This is a genomic window from Sphingomonas sp. HMP9 (assembly GCF_013374115.1).
Taxonomy (GTDB): Bacteria; Pseudomonadota; Alphaproteobacteria; order Sphingomonadales; family Sphingomonadaceae; genus Sphingomonas.
On sequence record NZ_AP022673.1, the window covers coordinates 3,720,716 to 3,737,905 of the forward strand.

14 protein-coding genes are annotated in these 17,190 nt (G+C 65.4%); 8 read left to right on the forward strand and 6 right to left on the reverse strand.

The genetic code is table 11. The features are described from left to right. Nucleotides 1-66 precede the first annotated feature (66 nt). The 3 genes from HMP09_RS16855 to HMP09_RS16865 form a co-directional block, all read right to left on the reverse strand. Nucleotides 67-1,752 (reverse strand): GGDEF domain-containing protein, encoded by a 1,686-nt coding sequence (locus HMP09_RS16855; RefSeq protein ID WP_176501300.1) that lies wholly within the window; start codon nt 1,750-1,752, stop codon nt 67-69. A gap of 334 nt (nt 1,753-2,086) precedes the next feature. Further along, nucleotides 2,087-4,405: an ATP-dependent Clp protease ATP-binding subunit ClpA gene (clpA, locus tag HMP09_RS16860; RefSeq protein ID WP_176501301.1), complete on the reverse strand. Its 2,319-nt coding sequence runs from the start codon at nt 4,403-4,405 to the stop codon at nt 2,087-2,089. Nucleotides 4,406-4,548: 143 nt separating this feature from the next. Continuing rightward, nucleotides 4,549-4,743, reverse strand: coding sequence for a DUF1192 domain-containing protein (locus tag HMP09_RS16865; protein WP_176501302.1), 195 nt, complete (start codon nt 4,741-4,743; stop codon nt 4,549-4,551). A 123-nt stretch (nt 4,744-4,866) separates the two neighbouring features. On the opposite strand from HMP09_RS16865, the gene HMP09_RS16870 reads away from it, so the two are divergent. From HMP09_RS16870 to HMP09_RS16900, 7 genes are all read left to right on the forward strand, one after another. Beyond that, a complete protein-coding gene (locus tag HMP09_RS16870; RefSeq protein ID WP_176501303.1) occupies nt 4,867-5,847 on the forward strand; it encodes an NAD(P)H-quinone oxidoreductase in 981 nt (326 codons plus the stop codon). Nucleotides 5,848-6,149: 302 nt separating this feature from the next. Further along, a complete protein-coding gene (locus HMP09_RS16875; protein ID WP_176501304.1) occupies nt 6,150-7,034 on the forward strand; it encodes a UDP-2,3-diacylglucosamine diphosphatase in 885 nt (294 codons plus the stop codon). Between the two features lie 162 nt (nt 7,035-7,196). Next, on the forward strand, nt 7,197-8,219 hold the full coding sequence (locus HMP09_RS16880; protein WP_176501305.1) for a glycosyltransferase family 4 protein: 1,023 nt from the start codon (nt 7,197-7,199) through the stop codon (nt 8,217-8,219). A gap of 99 nt (nt 8,220-8,318) precedes the next feature. After that, entirely contained in the window at nt 8,319-8,996 is a 678-nt protein-coding gene (locus HMP09_RS16885) for a DUF1013 domain-containing protein (RefSeq protein WP_055873545.1), read from the forward strand. A 330-nt stretch (nt 8,997-9,326) separates the two neighbouring features. Further along, nucleotides 9,327-10,391 (forward strand): MBL fold metallo-hydrolase, encoded by a 1,065-nt coding sequence (locus HMP09_RS16890; protein WP_176501306.1) that lies wholly within the window; start codon nt 9,327-9,329, stop codon nt 10,389-10,391. 34 nt (nt 10,392-10,425) lie between these two features. Then, a complete protein-coding gene (locus tag HMP09_RS16895) occupies nt 10,426-11,295 on the forward strand; it encodes a dienelactone hydrolase family protein (protein ID WP_176501307.1) in 870 nt (289 codons plus the stop codon). Between the two features lie 194 nt (nt 11,296-11,489). Beyond that, nucleotides 11,490-12,104 carry a glutathione S-transferase family protein gene (locus tag HMP09_RS16900; protein ID WP_176501308.1) on the forward strand — a complete coding sequence of 205 codons (615 nt, stop codon included), beginning with the start codon at nt 11,490-11,492 and terminating at the stop codon, nt 12,102-12,104. Nucleotides 12,105-12,558: 454 nt separating this feature from the next. Here the strand turns inward: HMP09_RS16900 and HMP09_RS16905 are convergent, their stop codons facing one another. From HMP09_RS16905 to HMP09_RS16915, 3 genes are all read right to left on the reverse strand, one after another. Beyond that, nucleotides 12,559-13,083, reverse strand: coding sequence for a thioredoxin family protein (locus HMP09_RS16905; protein ID WP_176501859.1), 525 nt, complete (start codon nt 13,081-13,083; stop codon nt 12,559-12,561). Continuing rightward, nucleotides 13,083-14,726 (reverse strand): DEAD/DEAH box helicase, encoded by a 1,644-nt coding sequence (locus HMP09_RS16910; RefSeq protein ID WP_176501309.1) that lies wholly within the window; start codon nt 14,724-14,726, stop codon nt 13,083-13,085. Before HMP09_RS16910 ends, HMP09_RS16905 begins: the two co-directional genes overlap by 1 nt. A 269-nt stretch (nt 14,727-14,995) precedes the next feature. After that, nucleotides 14,996-15,463, reverse strand: a complete 468-nt coding sequence (locus tag HMP09_RS16915; RefSeq protein WP_176501310.1) for a hypothetical protein — start codon at nt 15,461-15,463, stop codon at nt 14,996-14,998. A gap of 121 nt (nt 15,464-15,584) precedes the next feature. Here HMP09_RS16915 and HMP09_RS16920 point away from each other — a divergent pair, with 121 nt between their 5' ends. Next, nucleotides 15,585-16,985: an FAD-binding oxidoreductase gene (locus HMP09_RS16920; protein ID WP_176501860.1), complete on the forward strand. Its 1,401-nt coding sequence runs from the start codon at nt 15,585-15,587 to the stop codon at nt 16,983-16,985. The last annotated feature ends 205 nt before the right edge of the window (nt 16,986-17,190 follow it).

The following is a 17,190-nucleotide window of genomic DNA, read 5'->3' on the forward strand; positions in this document are numbered from 1 at the left end:
CAGATCTGCGATCATGTCTCAGACGTCGCAGTTTCGCAAGCGAACCGCCCGCGAACCCCCGCGGCCCTACGCAGCGATCGGAGTCATGCCCGCATCGCGCGACCGATCGCGTCCGGCGCTCTTCGCCGCAAACAAGGCGCGGTCGGCGCTGCGATACAACGCCTTCCAGTCGGATTCACGCAACAACGGCCCCGTACAACACCCGATGCTCGCTGTGATCGCCATGTCGAACGGCATGCGCTGGCTGCGCAGTCGTTCGAGGATCGCGTCGGCGCGCATGGGTGTCGTCGCATCGATCAGGATGGCGAATTCCTCGCCACCGATCCGGGCGACCAGCGCATCCGGCGGAACCGAATTTCGCAATACCCGTGCCACGACCCGCAGGACTTCGTCGCCGCCATCATGGCCGATCGTCTCGTTGACGTGCTTGAAGTGATCGACGTCCGCGATCAGCAGCATCTGATCGCCCGACCGTCCGATCGCGCGATCGAGGAATGCACGGCGATTGAGCAGTCCGGTCAGCGGTTCAGTATCCGCAAGCAACCGCGCCGCGATCTCCTGTTCGCGCGCATCGTCGCGTTCGACGCTGAGCAGGCGGATCCGGTATGCGATCGCCAGGCTGGAGAGCAGCGCCTCCAGCATCATCGATATCATCGTCGAATTGTCGATCCAGAAGCTCCAGGGCATCAGTCCCAGCGAACCGGCGATACGCAGGGTGGCAAACGCGATGGGTGCCCCCCAAGCGAGCGTGAACATCCAAAGATAGTTACTGCGGACCCGCCACGCGCGGTACAGGACCGTCGGGACCAGCGCGATCAACGGGAGGTAGCTGAGCGTCAGCAGCCGATCGAGCCAGTAGATCTGCCACGGCGCCAGGATCGCGAAGGCGATGCCGGCCGTGGCGAGTATTGCAAGCGCGACGTTGCTGGCGGGGCGGGGCCAGCCGTCGAACACGGCGCGCTCGAAAAATGCACGCGCGAAGATCAGGACCATGCCTGCGCACACCGCGAGCAAGAAGACGTTGAGTTTTAGGCGAACATTGTTGTCGAGCGACGGCACGAGTTGGCCCAATGCCGCCGATGACGAAAAGGCGTAGCCGAGCAAGCATAGCACCAGCAGGCAATAGACTGGCTGGAACGGCTGACGAAGCGCACCCCATAAAGCGAGATTATAGACGATCAACGCGATCGCCATCCCGCCGAAGCTTGCATACAGCGCCGACAGCAGTATCTCGCTTTCCGCGGCTTCGGCGGCAGTCGCGAGCGTCGGGCCCAGCACGACGCCGCGTAGATTGGCCGACCCCTCGACATGCCAAAGCAAGCGGACGGGGGGTGCATTGTGCGACGGCAGCGTCAGCGACAGAGTCGCGCCGATCATGAGGTGCCGGCCGGATGTGCGGCTGGTGAACCCGGTGCGGCGGATCGAGCCGTCCGCATACAGCACGAAGAGCGTGACTCGGTCCTGCCAGACGCTGGCGGTTCGCGCGCGTAAATCGGGGACTCGCGTAAGGTCCGTCGGCAGGACCTGCGACAGGACCCAGAAATCTCCGGACCCATAGTGAGACTGTGGCGTAGTGCAGTCGAAACGTGCTGGTGTTCGAAACAAGGCAGGTGCCGATAGACCCGGGGTTGCCCGCATCACGCAAACCGCAAGCGACTGCCCCGTCCGTGCCTCTGCTGAGGTCGCATCGAACACCACGAACGCCATGGCAACGATGCCGATGAGCCAAGTGATGCGAAACCCGAACGTCATGCAAACACCGTTAAGCTGTCTTCGCCAATTAAAGGTAAATAGGCGGTGGTGTCGCGGACGATATGGTTGAGTTCAATCCGTCATGGCTTCATTGAGCCTGACATATGCTAGTAACTGTCGAAATTGATGCGAGATGATGGCGATGCTAATGTTGGAATATTTTGTCGGCGACACAACTTTTGAGCGTATTAGGCTTCTTCAGGCGATGGAATTCAAGATTTGGATCTCAATTATCGCAACTAGCAGCGGTTGTCGAGGCGTCGGTTAGAGATCACAACCTGCCGGAATTACATCAAACCTGACCTGGGACCATCCCAGGTCAGGTAGATAGTCCTCAGCCGGCGTCGACCGTTTCGGTCTTGCCCTTCTTCTTGGGCTTCTTCGGTGCGGCGGGTTCGATCGCGAACGACAGCGCGCCGTCCTTCATCTTCACCGTGACTTCGCCGCCATGGACCAGCTTGCCGAACAGCAGTTCCTCGGCGAGCGGCTGCTTGATCTTCTCCTGGATCAGGCGACCCATCGGCCGTGCGCCGTACAGCTTGTCATAGCCCTTGGTGGTCAGCCACGCCTTCGACTCCTCGTCGAGCAGGATGTGCACGCCGCGGTCCGCCAGCTGCAGTTCGAGCTGGAGGATGAACTTGTCGACGACCCGCGCCACCACTTCGGTCGGCAGATAGCCGAACGGCACGACCGCATCGAGACGGTTGCGGAACTCGGGCGTGAACATCTTCTGCACCGCCTGCTCGTCCTCGCCCTCACGCGTGAGGTTGCCGAAGCCGACCGTCTCGCGCGCCATGTCGCTCGCGCCCGCATTGGTCGTCATGATCAGGATGACGTTGCGGAAGTCGACCGACTTGCCGTGCTGGTCGGTCAGTCGCCCGTTATCCATCACCTGCAACAAGATGTTGAACAGGTCGGGATGCGCCTTCTCGATCTCGTCGAGCAGCAGCACGCAGTGCGGGTTCTGATCGACCGCATCGGTCAGCAGACCGCCCTGGTCGAACCCGACATAGCCCGGCGGCGCACCGATCAGACGGCTGACCGAATGTCGCTCCATATATTCCGACATGTCAAAACGCTGGAGCGGAATGCCGAGGATCGTCGACAGCTGCTTGGCGACTTCGGTCTTGCCGACGCCCGTGGGCCCGGTGAACAGATAGTTGCCGATCGGCTTCTCCGGCTCGCGCAGGCCCGCCCGCGCCAGCTTGATCGCCGACGACAGCTTCTCGATCGCCGCATTCTGCCCGAACACCACGCGCTTGAGGTCGGTCTCGAGCGTAGCCAGAGCCAGCTTGTCGTCGGTTGAGACCGACTTCGGCGGGATCCGTGCCATCGTCGCGATGACCTGCTCGATCTCCTTGGGAGTGATCGTCTTCTTGCGCTTGTTCGGCGGCACCAGCATCTGCATCGCGCCGACTTCGTCGATCACGTCGATCGCCTTGTCGGGCAGCTTGCGGTCGTTGATGTACCGCGCCGACAGCTCCACCGCCGACTTGATCGCGTCGGGGGTGTACTTCACGTTGTGGTGATCCTCGAACGCCGACCGCAGCCCAGCGAGAATCTTGATGGTGTCCTCGATCGTCGGCTCGTTTACGTCGATCTTCTGGAAGCGCCGCAGCAGCGCGCGGTCCTTCTCGAAGTGGTTGCGGAACTCCTTGTACGTCGTCGAGCCGATGCAGCGGATCGTGCCGCCGCTGAGTGCCGGCTTCAAAAGGTTCGACGCATCCATCGCGCCGCCGCTCGTCGCGCCGGCACCGATCACGGTGTGGATTTCGTCAATGAACAGCACCGCGTCAGGCAGCTTCTCAAGCTCGTTGACGACCGCCTTCAGCCGCTCCTCGAAATCGCCGCGATACCGCGTACCGGCCAGCAACGCGCCCATGTCGAGCGAGTAGATGATCGCGGGCAACAGCACGTCGGGCACATCGCCCTCGACGATCTTGCGCGCGAGGCCCTCGGCGATGGCGGTTTTTCCGACGCCGGGATCGCCTACATAGAGCGGGTTGTTCTTCGACCGGCGGCACAGGATCTGGATCGTGCGATCCACCTCCGGTCCGCGCCCGATCAGGGGATCGACCTTGCCCGCCTTGGCCTTCTCGTTGAGGTCGACCGTGAATTGCTTGAGCGCACTTTCCGTCTTGCCCTTCTCCTGTCCCTTGGCCGGCTTCTCGTCGTCCGCACCCTTTGGCGTCGAGGCTTCGGTCGGCTGCTGGCCGCCCTTGCCGACGCCGTGGCTGATGAAGCTCACCGCATCGAGGCGGCTCATGTCCTGCTGCTGCAGGAAATACACCGCATAGCTCTCGCGCTCACTGAACAGCGCGACGAGCACGTTCGCGCCCGTCACTTCGTCACGGCCCGACGACTGGACATGAAGGATCGCGCGCTGGACGACTCGCTGGAACCCGCTGGTCGGCGACGGATCGGTCGCCGCATCGACCTTCAGCGCGTCGAGTTCGCTATCAAGATAATGCGCTACGGTATTCTTCAGCTCGCCGATCTCGACGTTGCACGCGGTCATGACCTTGGACGCATGTTCGTCGTCGATCAGCGCGAGCAGCAGATGCTCCAACGTCGCATATTCGTGGCGCCGAGCCGATGCCGCCTCGAGCGCCTTGTGCAGCGTGGTCTCGAGGGCGGGTGCAAATGATGGCATTTACATTACTCCTGTCGGGCCGCGAAACCGCACGCCCTTTGCCACTATGTCGGAATTGATATCGATCGCATCAAGCACTTGAACCCCGCTCCGTCCGTTCCTGCGCTGCCAAAATACAGCGGTAGTGGAGGCGGGGAGGGCGGTCACCGCCTGAACAGGTCGTCGGCGATGGCACGATGACTGACTGCGCGGTCCTTCTTGACCTGGCAGCGCGCGATCTCGCCCTGCAGCACGGTGATCCGCGCATCGAGCTCTGCGACCGACAACGGATCGAGGTCCTGCCGCACCAGTGCGTCAAGCAGATCGTCGGGACGGGAGGGGGCGTCTTCCAGGTCCATCGTGGATGCAACGTTGACCCGCACCAGAGTGATGTCAATAAGGCGCGGAAATCTAAAGGGACGTGACGAGCAATGACCGCGATACCCGGCACCGCATCGAGTAACTTAAATGTACCTGACGTCATGAAGGCGATTGATCCGGAACAGCCTGGCGGTCCCGAAGTCCTGGTGCTCGTCGACCGCCCTGTGCCCCAGCCTGGGCCTGGCGAGGTCTTGGTCAAGGTCGCTGCTGCCGGGGTCAACCGTCCCGAGGTCATGCAGCGGCAGGGCAAGTATCCGCCCCCGCCCGGCGCCCCCTCGATCCTGGGCATGGAAATCTCCGGCACGATCGTCGCAATTGGCGAGGGCGTCGGCGACGAACAGATCGGCCAATTGGTCTGCGCGCTGATCTCCGGCGGCGCCTATGCGGAATATGCGGTTGCGCCGTTCGGCCAGTGCCTGCCCGTCCCCGAGGCGCTGACGATGGTCGAGGCGGCGGCGATGCCCGAGACGCTTTTCACCGTCTGGACCAATTTGTTCGAGCGCGCCTACGCAATGGAGGGCGACACCGTCCTCGTCCACGGCGGCACCAGCGGCATCGGCACGATGGCGATCGGCCTCTGCAACGTCTTCGGCATCGACATCATCGTCACCGCCGGCTCGAAGGCGAAGTGCGAGGCGGCCCTGAGCCTCGGCGCAACGCACGCGATCGACTATAAATCTGAAGATTACGTCGAGCGCGTGAAGCAGATTACCAACGGCAAGGGCGTTGCCGCGGTGCTCGACATGGTCGGCGGCGACTACGTCCCCCGCAACCTGCAATGCCTCGCGGACGACGGCCGGCACGTGTCGATCGCGGTAATGGGCGGCGCGACGGCGACCGTCCCCCTGTTCGAGATCATGCGCCGTCGCCTGACGCTGACAGGCTCTACGCTCCGTCCCCGCGATACCGCGTTCAAGTCACTGGTGGCGGACGAGTTGGCGCGGACGGTGTGGCCGCACGTCGAGGCTGGGAAGCTGAAACCGGTCATCGACCGCACCTTTGCCTTCGCCGACGCCCCCGCGGCGCACGCGCGGATGGAGGCGGGCGATCATGTCGGGAAGATCGTGCTGACGATGGCGTGAAGGTCACCCACACCCACCCCGGCGAAGGCCGGGGCCCAGTTGGGAACGTTGATTAAGGACGCGACGCCCTTCGTTATTGTCTCCTCTCCAACTAGGCCCCGGCCCTCGCCGAGGTTGTACACTTCAAGCGTCACCCGACAGAACTTGTCTGCCCGCGAACGCTAAAGCCTAGTCAGAATGTCCGCGCCGCCGCGAAACACTCTATACTGGACGCTGACTTGGAACAGTCACCGGACTGCGACCACCCTGTAACAATGCCCAGCTAATACTCGCGACAAGGATAGTTTTGCGGGGGCAGGCTCATGAACGCCGTTACGACGTTTTCGCCATCGCGCATCTTGGGCGCCGACATCACCGATATCGCCGACTTCATCCACTCCCGGCCCGCCGTGCCGGAGCCGGTCGTCGAACGGCGCCAGTATCGCACGATCTGGATATCCGACGTCCATCTCGGCACGCGTGGCTGCAACGCCGGGATGCTCAACGACTTTCTCGACCACGTCGACAGCGAGACGATGTACCTCGTCGGCGACATGATCGACGGCTGGCGGCTCAAGAAGAAATTCTACTGGCCCGCCGCGCACAACGACGTGATCTGGCGCCTGCTCAAGCGCGCCAAGCGCGGCACCCGCGTCGTCTACATCCCCGGCAACCACGACGAGGTGTTCCGGCAATATTCCGGTCTTGACCTGGGGGGTATCTCGATCCGTCGGAACGCGATCCACGAGACGGCGGACGGTCGTCGCCTGCTGGTCCTCCACGGCGACGAGTTCGATGCGATCACGCTCGCGCATCGCTGGGTCGCGCACATCGGCGACGCCGCCTACACGATGCTGATGGGCCTCAACCGCTGGGTCAACGCCGCGCGCCGCCGGATGGGCATGCCCTATTGGTCGCTATCGAAGCATGCGAAGGCCAAGGTCAAGAACGCGGTCGCCTTCATCTCGCACTTCGAGGAAGTGGTCGCGCACGCGGCCGGTGTCCGCGGCGTCGAAGGCGTCGTCTGCGGTCACATCCACACCGCCGAAATGCGCGAGATCGCCGGCATCGCCTATTACAACGACGGCGACTGGGTCGAAGGCTGCACCGCCTTGGTCGAGCATTTCGATGGCAGCATGGAGTTGCTCCACTGGGGCGACGAAATCGCTGCTCGCGAACGCGACAAGGTCATCGCCCTAGCCGCCTGACGTAAAGCCCTCTCCCCCGCAGGGGGAGAGGGTAAGCCGAGCAGTGGCGAGGGTGAGGGCACGGTCCCCAACGGCGTTCAGCGCGTGCCTTCACTCTCCCACCGCAAGTGCGGCGGGCCCCTCCCTCTCCCAACGGGAGAGGGGCAAAACGGAGATAAGCCGATGCGTATCGCAATCGTGACCGACGCCTGGAGCCCGCAAGTCAACGGTGTCGTCCGGACCCTCCAGTCGGTCCAGCGCGAACTCGAATCGATCGGGCATGAGGTGCTGGTCGTTTCCCCCGAACGCTTCGCTTCGATGCCGTGCCCGACCTACCCCGAGATCCGCCTCGCCTTTGCTCGCTCGGGCGCCGTCGGTCGCATGCTTGCCGCGTTCGGCGCCGACGCGATCCACCTCGCTACCGAGGGGCCGGTCTGTCTCGCTGCCCGCAACTGGTGCCTTGCCCGCGGGCTCCCGTTCACCAGCGCGTATCACACGCAGTTCCCCGACTATATCGCCGCCCGCACCGGCGCGAATCCCGACTGGATCTGGCGCTACATCCGCTGGTTCCACCGCCCCGCCCAGTCGATCCTCGTCTCCACGCCTTCGGTCGCGGCAACGCTCGCAGCCCAGGGTCTACATCAGGTTCGCGAATGGGGCAGGGGCGTCGACTTCGCGCAGTTCGGCCTCGATGGCGCGCGCGATCCCGAGATGGCGGCGCTCCCTGGACCGATCCTGCTCTATGTCGGTCGGGTCGCGGTCGAAAAGAATATCGAGGCGTTCCTGTCCTCCGCGCATCCCGGTACCAAGGTCGTCGTCGGCGACGGCCCCGCCCGCGCCACGCTAGCTCGCCGATTTCCGCACGCCGTCTTCCTCGGCCAGCGCTCGGGGCTCGATCTCGCCGCCGCATACCGCACGGCGGACGTGCTGGTCTTTCCGAGCCGCACCGATACCTTCGGGCTCGTCATGATCGAAGCCCTAGCCTGCGGCACGCCAGTCGCCGCCTACCCGGTAACCGGTCCGATCGACGTCCTTGATGACCGCGTCGGCGCCATGAACAAAGACCTCGATATCGCGATCGCCACCGCGCTGACCCGCGACAGCGTAACCTGTGCGGCCTATGCCGCGCGCTACAGTTGGCCCGCCAGCGCGCGTCAGTTCCTCCACGCGCTCGTCCCCCTCGAAGGAAAGCTCATGGCCGCCTGAGCTTGCGCGCTTGCCTGTTGCCCCGGCGCGCACTAAGTCTCTTGCATGTCAGGCCGCTCCGAAAGGGGCGGCCCTTTCTATTTTTACGGAGTTCTCGCCGTGGCCCAGCCGCTCATGCCCCATGCGACCGCCGCCTGGATGGTCGACAATACCGCGCTCAGCTTCGAGCAGATCGCGGACTTCTGCGGCCTGCACATCCTCGAGATCCAGGCGATCGCAGACGACACCACCTCGACCAAGCTCACCGGTCGCGATCCGGTCCGCGCGCACGAAGTGACGCAGGACGAGATCGACAAGGGTGCCGCCGATCCCGACTACCAGCTCAAGATGATCAAGGGCCCCGAGCAGGTCCGCCGCACCAAGGGGCCGCGCTACACGCCGGTCTCGAAGCGCCAGGACAAGCCCGATGGCATCTCGTGGATCATCCGCAATCACCCGGAGATCACCGACGGCGCGATTTCGCTGCTGATCGGCACGACCCGCACGACGATCGCCGCGATCCGCGACCGCAGCCACTGGAACATTGCCAACATTACGCCAAAGGATCCGGTCACACTCGGCCTGACCTCGCAGCGCGAACTCGACGCGGCGGTGGCCAAGGCAGCCAAGGCCGCCGGCATGGAAGCTCCGACCGACACCCGCCTCGAAGGCGACCGCGAAGTGTTGCTCCAGCAGCTTCGCGCCGAGCGCACGCAGGCGGCCGCGGATGCACAGTTCGTAGCAGACGGCGGTGTCCTCCCCGTCAAGCCGCTCTTCGACGACCCCTTCAAGCGCTGATTTTATTTCTCGGTATCACCGGGGGAAAAATACAAAAAAGGGCGCTGCCGAAAGGTGCCGCCCTTTTTCGTCTGGAGCGCAGCGTCCTCCTCTTCCACCTCCCCGGCGGAGCCGGGGCCCAGTTGGGGGACGATCATGGCGATGGCGGCGCGCCGTCACCTCAACCCTTCCAACTGGACCCCGGCCTCCGCCGGGGAGGTGGCCGATGGTATATGAGTTACCTATCCCCCCGTCCGACGCCTTCGTCGTCACCTCCGCCTGACGGGGCGGATTGGGTAGCGGCAGCCGGGCCCCCTATCTCCCGCGCCGTCCAGTTGCTAACCGCAACCTATGGCCACCCAACCCGACACCGCGTTCGCGCCCACCAGCCACAAGGGCCTGACCTACCCGTTCGGCGGCGCAGAGCCCGCAAGCGGCGGCACGATGCAGGTCGCGCCCGGTATCGACTGGGTCCGCCTCCACATCCCCGGCCCGCTGAAGCACGTGAACTGCTGGCTCCTTGCCGACACCGACGGCGATGCCCTCGTCGACACCGGCATGAACACTGCCCCCGCGCGCGACGCCTGGAAGGCCGTGTTCGCAGGACCCAAGTCCGGCGTCCGAGTCACACGGATGATCGGCACGCACTTCCATCCCGATCACATCGGTCTCGCCGGCTGGATGTGCGATCACCACGCCGCGCCGCTCGTCATGACCCGCGCCGAATGGCTCACCGCGCGCATGCTCGCCGCCGACGCGCGCGACTCGGTTCCGTCCGAGATGCTCGCCTTCTGGCACGCCGCCGGCTGGGACGCCGCGCAAATCGACCACGCTACCGCCAAGGGCTGGGCCGGCTTTCGGAAAATCATAACGCCGCTGCCGCTCGGCTACACCCGCATCGAGGACGGCGACACGCTCACCATCGGCGCGCGCGACTGGCGGATCGTCACTGGCTCCGGGCACAGCCCCGAACATGCGTGCCTGCTCGACGAGGTCGGCGGCATCCTGATTGCCGGCGACCAGGTCCTCCCGCGCATCAGTCCCAACGTCTCGCTCGGCGTCACCGAACCGGGCGCAGACCCCTTGGGCGAATGGTTCGCCTCGATCGCCAAGCTGAAGACGCTGCCCGGTGGCCTGCTCGTCCTCCCCGGCCACGGCGACCCGTTCACCGGCCTCCACACGCGGCTGGATGCGATGGACCGCGAACACCGCGAGCGACTCGACGAACTCGCCGTCTTCCTCGCCGAACCCCGCCGCGCGGTCGATTGTTTCGGCCGCCTGTTCCGCCGCGCGATCGGCCCCGACGTTCTCGGCATGGCGACCGGCGAAGCGCTCGCGCATCTTCGCCGCCTCGAAGTCGAAGGCCGCGCGGCCCGCGAAACGCACGATGGCGTGTGGTGGTGGCACGCGACCTGAGCTAGCATCCTACAAAACACCGAGAGGACAGCCCATGTGCGACGAGCATACCGCAGACGATAACGAAGCCTATCTGGCGGGCGTCTCGCGTCGCCAGTTCGGGGTGATGACCGGCGCGATGGGGCTGACGATGCTGCTGCCCGCCCCCGCCAATGCCGCGGTCATCAAGGGCCGCGATGTGTCGATCATCACCCCCGACGGCAAGGCCGACGCCTATTTCGTCACGCCCGCCACCGGCAAGCACCCCGGCGTGCTCGTCTGGCCCGACGTGATGGGCCTGCGCCCCGCTTTCCGGCAGATGGCCGACCGGCTCGCGCAATCGGGCTATGCGGTGCTCGTCGTCAACCAGTTCTACCGCTCGACCAGGGCCCCGTTCCTGAAGCCCGGCGAATCCTACGACCAGCCCGCCGTCCGCGCGCGCATCGCGCCGTTCCGCGACGCGCTCACCGCCGACGGCACGGTCCGTGACGCGAAGGCCTTCACCGCCTTCATCGACGCGCAACCACAGACCGATCGCAAGCGCGGGCTGGCCACCACCGGCTATTGCATGGGCGGCCCGATGGTCATGCGCACCGCAGCGGCGGTCCCGACCCGCGTCCGGGCCGCGGCGACTTTCCACGGCGGCGGCTTCGTCACCGACACGCCCGACAGCCCGCATCTGCTGATCCCGCAGATGAAAGCGCACTACCTCATCGCGATCGCCGCCAACGACGACGCGCGCGCGCCCACCGAGAAGGACACGCTGCGCACCGCGTTCGCCGCCGCCAAGCTGCCCGCCGAGATCGAGGTCTATGCCGGCACGATGCACGGCTGGTGCCCGCCCGACTCGAAGGTCTACAACGCGGCCCAGGCGGACAAGGCCTGGGCGCGCATGCTGGCCCTGTTCGACAAGGCGCTGGTGTAAGGCTTGCGCCTCTAAAACGGTCATCCTGACGAAAGTCAGGATCCGAAGCAAAGCGCGGTATCGTTCGTGGCTCTGGATCCTGGGTGGTGTCCAGGAAGACGGACGTTGCGATATAGGCTTCAGCCGCGCGCGATCTTGACCACGGCCTCTCTCCATGAGACCATCGTTCACGATCCGTTCTCAAGGAGAGTCGCATGACGTTGACCCTGTACACCAACCCGATGTCGCGAGGTCGGATAGCGCGGTGGATGCTCGAAGAGGTCGGCGCCGGGTATGAAACCGTCATCCTCGACTATGACACGACGATGAAGGCCGAGCCGTATCTGTCGATCAACCCGATGGCCAAGGTTCCGGCGATCGTCCACAGCCACAAGACCGTAACCGAATGCGCCGCGATCTGCGCATATCTCGCCGAGGCGTTCCCCGACGCCGAACTCGCGCCCCGCGACGAGGAACGCGCCGATTATTATCGCTGGCTGTTCTATGCCGCCGGCCCGGTCGAGGCCGCGACCGGCAACCGCGCGCTCGGTGTGGTGCCCGACGCTGCCCAACAACGGATGATCGGCTATGGCAGCTTCGAGCGTGTGATCGACGTGCTCGAACAGGCGGCCGCCGCAAACCCCTACATCGCCGGTGCGCGGTTCACCGCCGCCGACGTCTATGTCGGATCGCAGGTGATCTGGGGCATGCAGTTCGGTTGGCTCCCAAAGCGCGACGCGTTCGTAGCATACGCCGCAAGCCTGACGAACCGCGCACCCTATCTCCGCGCCGCCGCCCTCGATGACGCACTGCTGGCAACAGCTGCCTAGGGCGTACGGGCAAGGCTAATTGGGTGAGTGGCCACAGTCCGGACGGGTACCCGGTAAGTGCCGCTACGCCAGCTCCAATCAACCCCGTCATCCTGACGAAAGTCAGGACCCAGAGCCACGCGCGTAGACGGCTGGTACCCTGGGTCCTGACATTCATCAGGATCACGGGAGGTGAGGGGTGGCGTACCGGGTGTACCGGCGATCAGCCGACGCGAAACGCACGAGTGCAACGCGGCGCAAGCAAACATACCCAGCCGAGCCACCCGCCTATCGGCGGCCACGACGCGAGCCCCACCCAACCACGTCATCCTGACGAACGTCAGCATCCAGAGCCACGTGCGCAGACGGCGGGTATCCTAAGTCCTGACGTTCGTCAGGATGACGGCAGCTGGGGTATCGAACCCGCGTGCAGAGCCGTCCCAAAGCCCGCTCCGCACTCGTCAGCAAACCCCGATTAGGCCGCCCATTTCGCCAACCAGTCGGCCAAAGCCTGTGGTCCCATCGAGCGCGCATCCGCCAGCTCGGTCTCATGCCCCGCGTTCAGCAACCGGTTGCTGCGCGGATCGACCACCAGCACCGCGGGAACGCCCTTCAGCCGCCCCTTGACGCCATAGCGAGCCGCGATCTGGCCGTTCTTGTCGAACCGGCCGATATCGACCGTGACGACCACGAACTTGCTGTCGACGAACCGCTTCATCTCGGGAAGGTCGATCGTCCCCGCAAGCAGCCGGCAATCGAGGCACCAGTTGCCGCCGAGATCGATCAGCAACCGCCTGTGCGATTTCACCGCACGCGCCCGCGCCGCCGCGACCTGCGCATCGGCATTCGCCTTCTCGTTATAGGGCAGCGGCAGCGGCGTCGGCAGCCGGTCGAAGCTCGTCGCGCTGATCCGCGGTGCCGAGACCGCGCCGCGTGGCGCAGCAGGCGCTGCAACGGCGGTCGCGAGCAGCGCGAGCGTGGCAAGGCACTTGATCGACATCATTCATATCCTCCGATGACGGCATTGAGGAAGCTCGGGAATGGCCCGTTCCAGCCGTTATCGGCCGCCGGATTGACCGGCTCGCGACCGCCACGGTTCGCTTCACTCTGCGGCGCACGTACAGGCTCGGCACGCGGCGCGTCCTGCGGCGCGGCCTTGGGGCGTACCGGCTCGGCGGGCACCGTCACGAAGCGCTGCGTTGCAACCGGAGCGGGGGCGGGAGCAGCGGCAGGCGCAGGCGCGACCCAAACCGGCTCCACCGGAACCGCGGCGGGCGCCGCCGCGGTACGCGCCGGCACGATCGCCGCGACCGGCTCGTCGATCGGCGTACGCTGCCACCGCGAGCGTTTCACCTCCGGCACGGGCTCGACGGCAACCGGCTCGGCCGCCGCGGCCAGCACTTCGGCGACGATCGCCGGCGCGACCGTATCCGCGCGCGGTGCACGACGGTGCCGCGACCGCTCGCGACGAGGCGCCTGTGCGTCGTCCTCGACGACGGGCTCAGGGATCGCGGTCTTGGACTCGCCGCCCGTGCTCAGCCGCTCGATCGTCTGGCCGGTCAGCTTCTCGATATTCTGGATGTTTTCCGAATCGTCGGGCGCGACGAACGTGTACGCGGTGCCGCTCGCACCCGCGCGGCCCGTGCGGCCGATCCGGTGGACATAATCGTCGGGATGCCACGGCGCATCATAGTTGAACACCGTCGACACGCCCTTGATGTCGAGCCCGCGTGCCGCGACGTCCGACGCGACGAGGATGGTCACCGCGCCCGTCTTGAACAGCTCGAGCTCGGCGAGCCGCTGCGGCTGCTCCATGTCGCCATGGATCTCGCCCGACTTGTAGCCCGCCTGTTTCAGCACCTTGTTCAGGTCGCGCACCGTCGTCTTGCGGTTGCAGAAGATGATCGCGTTGGTCACCTCGTCCTGCGCGAGGATGCGGCGCAACGTCTCGCGCTTGGCAGTCTGGCTCGGCACCGGCACCAGATACTGCTTGATGTTGAGGTTGGTCGACGCCGGGCGCGACACCTCGATCATCTTGGGATTGGTCAGGAACTTGTCCGCCAGCTTCTTGATCGGCGGCGGCATCGTCGCCGAGAACAGCAGCGTCTGGCGCTGCTTGGGCAGCTTGGTGCAGATTTCCTCGATGTCGGGGATGAAGCCCATGTCGAGCATCCGGTCCGCCTCGTCGATCACCAGCAGCGAACAGCCGTTGAGCATGATCTTGCCGCGCCCGAACAGGTCCATCAGCCGGCCCGGCGTCGCGATCAGGACGTCGACGCCCTTCTCCAGCGCGGCGAGCTGGTCGCCCATCGACACGCCGCCGATCAGCAACGCCATCGAAAGGTTCGAATTGACCCCGTATTTCTCGAAATTCTCCGCCACCTGCGCGGCGAGTTCGCGAGTCGGCTCGAGGATCAGCGAGCGCGGCATCCGCGCGCGGCTGCGGCCATGCGCCAGGATGTCGATCATCGGCAGCACGAACGACGCCGTCTTGCCGGTGCCCGTCTGGGCGATGCCGATGATGTCGCGCATCATCAGCACGGACGGGATCGCACCGGCCTGGATCGGGGTCGGCTCGGTATAGCCGGAGTCGGTGACTGCTTTCAGCAGTTCGTCGGAGAGGCCGAGATCGGCAAAACTCATGCAAATGTCCGGTAAATAGAGGGTGAAATGCACTGCCCTCAAGCGTTCCGGCGCTCGCCGATTTGGCGACAAATGTCAAGGAAACGCGGTGAATTGAGACTGGGGTGGGGGTGTCGGGGCGTAATTTACGCTAAAAACGCGGCGTCCTGACCGAAGTCGGGATCTGAAACCGAGCAGCGTAACGCCGATTAGTCTGGATCCGGACTTTCACTAGGATGGCTGAGCGGGGGAAGACTGCATCCGCCACGCGTGCGGCGGGCTGCATCCGGCTACTTCTTCGCCCGCAAACTCTTGAACCCCTCTATCTCACAGCGCGCACCCGATCGCATCCGGATCGCATCGCGGTCCTTGCAGATCTTCCCGTCTGCGCCCGGCCGCAAATAGAAACCCGAGTAGTAATCGAGCGGCTTGCATTCGCCATCGAGCCGCGCGCGCAACCGTGTCGTGTCGTCCATCACCAGATCCACCGCGCCGTCCTTGGTGAGCATGGCGCCGGCGATCTCGTCGACCGCGATGCATTTTGGTCCCTTATGCTCCTTCCACTCGGTCGACGGCGCGTAGGTGCGGACCGGGGCTCGGCTCATCCGGGGCACGCGGATGATGATGCGTTCGTGGATCGAGACCTGCGCGATCTGCATACCATCGAGCGTGACGCTGGGGGACGGCACATCGCGCATGGCCGCGACAAAAGGCCCCGCGAGCGCAAGCAGGGTGGCGGGAATCGCGGGATGGATCATGCTGGCTGGATCATGCTGACGTAACCGTTAAGGCCAATCGTTGAACGCGCGATGAATTTTGTTTAGCGGTTCGCGCGTGCCCGAAAATCAGACAGCAACCCTGACGCCTTCGCAAGCCGCGATGTTGGCCGCGCTCGCGCCGCATCTCGACGCCAAGGCGATCGTCACCGACCCCGTCGATATCGATCCCTGGCTGCACGATTGGCGCGGCCGCTTCCACGGCGCCGCGCCCGCAATGCTGTCACCCGCCTCGACCGCGGACGTCGCCCTGATCGTCAAGGCGGCAGCCGAGCACTGCGTGCCGTTGGTCGCGCAGGGTGGCAACACCTCGATGGTCGGCGGCGCGACCGCCCCCGCCGACGGCAGCGCGCTGATCCTGTCGCTCCGCCGCCTCAACCGGATTCGCGCGCTCGACACCGAGGCCGGGCTCGCGATCGTCGAGGCCGGCGTAATCCTCGCCGATGTCGACGGCGCCGCGCAAGCGCAGGGGTGGCGCTTCCCGTTGACGCTCGGCGCACGCGGAACGGCGACGATCGGCGGCCTCGTCTCGACCAACGCGGGCGGGACGCAGGTCCTCAAGTTCGGCACGATGCGCGGCCTCGTCGCGGGCGTCGAAGCGGTGCTCGCCGACGGGACCATCCACGACGGCCTGTCCGCCCTCAAGAAGGACAATCGCGGCTACGACCTCGACCAGCTGTTCATCGGCGCGGAGGGAACGCTGGCGATCGTCACCGCCGCCACGCTCCGCCTCGCCCCTGCGGTCGCGGCGCGCGGGACTGCGTGGGTTGGCATCGGCTCGCCTCAGACCGCGCTCAGGCTTTTGCGCACGATGCAGGCGAAGACCGACGCGATCGAAAGCTTCGAGATTCTCCCCGCCGAGTCGCTCGACGCCGCCGTCGCGCACCTCCCGAACGCCCGTGCCCCGCTCGCCGGCCGCCACCCCTGGCACCTCCTGATCGAGGCAACGTCCGCCACGACCGACGGCGAATCTCCCAACACCCTCCTCGAACGCCTGCTCGGAACCGCGTTGGAGGACGGCGCGATCGAAGACGCGACGATCGCCACCAGCGAAGCTCAGTCGGCGGCGTTCTGGCTGCTGCGCGATTCGCTCTCCGCCGCCGAACGCGCGCTTGGTCCGGCGACGCAGCACGACATCTCGATCCCGGTCGAGACGATGCCGCGCTTCATGATCGAAGCGGCGGCGGCGTGCGACACGCACTTTCCCGGCACGCACGCGAGCGGCTTCGGCCATCTCGGCGACGGCAACGTCCATTTCCACGTCCGCGCCGCGCCCGGTACCGATCCCGCGCACTGGTATGCCGAGGACGCGCCGGTCGTGACCCGCTTCGTCGGCGACCTGGTGACGGCGGCAGGGGGCTCGATCTCCGCCGAACACGGTATCGGGCAGATGAAGCGCGACGAACTCGAGCGCCTGTCGTCCCCCGCGCGCATGACCGCACTGCGCGCGATCAAGGCCGCGATGGATCCTCTGGGTATCCTCAACCCAGGCAAGCTCGTCTGAACGATCCTCTCCCGCCAGGGGGAGGTGGCAGGCGCCAGCCTGACGGATGGGGAGGTAAGGGTGAACCTCCCCCTCCGTCACCTTCGGCGACACCCCCCACCCCGACGGGGGAGGATCGAGAATGTTCGACGTCGCTTCCTGCCCCGACGATACTGCACGACACTTGCACCAACCCGCCCCGCACCATAGAGCCTCGCCCCAATCG

Excerpts from the sequence above, each read along its gene's own strand:
- HMP09_RS16855 (WP_176501300.1), bottom strand. The coding sequence starts at position 1,752 with ATGACGTTCGGGTTTCGCATCACTTGGCTCATCGGCATCGTTGCCATG.
- clpA (WP_176501301.1), bottom strand. The coding sequence starts at position 4,405 with ATGCCATCATTTGCACCCGCCCTCGAGACCACGCTGCACAAGGCGCTC.
- HMP09_RS16865 (WP_176501302.1), bottom strand. The coding sequence starts at position 4,743 with ATGGACCTGGAAGACGCCCCCTCCCGTCCCGACGATCTGCTTGACGCA.
- HMP09_RS16870 (WP_176501303.1), top strand. The coding sequence starts at position 4,867 with ATGAAGGCGATTGATCCGGAACAGCCTGGCGGTCCCGAAGTCCTGGTG.
- HMP09_RS16875 (WP_176501304.1), top strand. The coding sequence starts at position 6,150 with ATGAACGCCGTTACGACGTTTTCGCCATCGCGCATCTTGGGCGCCGAC.
- HMP09_RS16880 (WP_176501305.1), top strand. The coding sequence starts at position 7,197 with ATGCGTATCGCAATCGTGACCGACGCCTGGAGCCCGCAAGTCAACGGT.
- HMP09_RS16890 (WP_176501306.1), top strand. The coding sequence starts at position 9,327 with ATGGCCACCCAACCCGACACCGCGTTCGCGCCCACCAGCCACAAGGGC.
- HMP09_RS16895 (WP_176501307.1), top strand. The coding sequence starts at position 10,426 with ATGTGCGACGAGCATACCGCAGACGATAACGAAGCCTATCTGGCGGGC.
- HMP09_RS16900 (WP_176501308.1), top strand. The coding sequence starts at position 11,490 with ATGACGTTGACCCTGTACACCAACCCGATGTCGCGAGGTCGGATAGCG.
- HMP09_RS16905 (WP_176501859.1), bottom strand. The coding sequence starts at position 13,083 with ATGTCGATCAAGTGCCTTGCCACGCTCGCGCTGCTCGCGACCGCCGTT.
- HMP09_RS16910 (WP_176501309.1), bottom strand. The coding sequence starts at position 14,726 with ATGAGTTTTGCCGATCTCGGCCTCTCCGACGAACTGCTGAAAGCAGTC.
- HMP09_RS16915 (WP_176501310.1), bottom strand. The coding sequence starts at position 15,463 with ATGATCCATCCCGCGATTCCCGCCACCCTGCTTGCGCTCGCGGGGCCT.
- HMP09_RS16920 (WP_176501860.1), top strand. The coding sequence starts at position 15,585 with ATGTTGGCCGCGCTCGCGCCGCATCTCGACGCCAAGGCGATCGTCACC.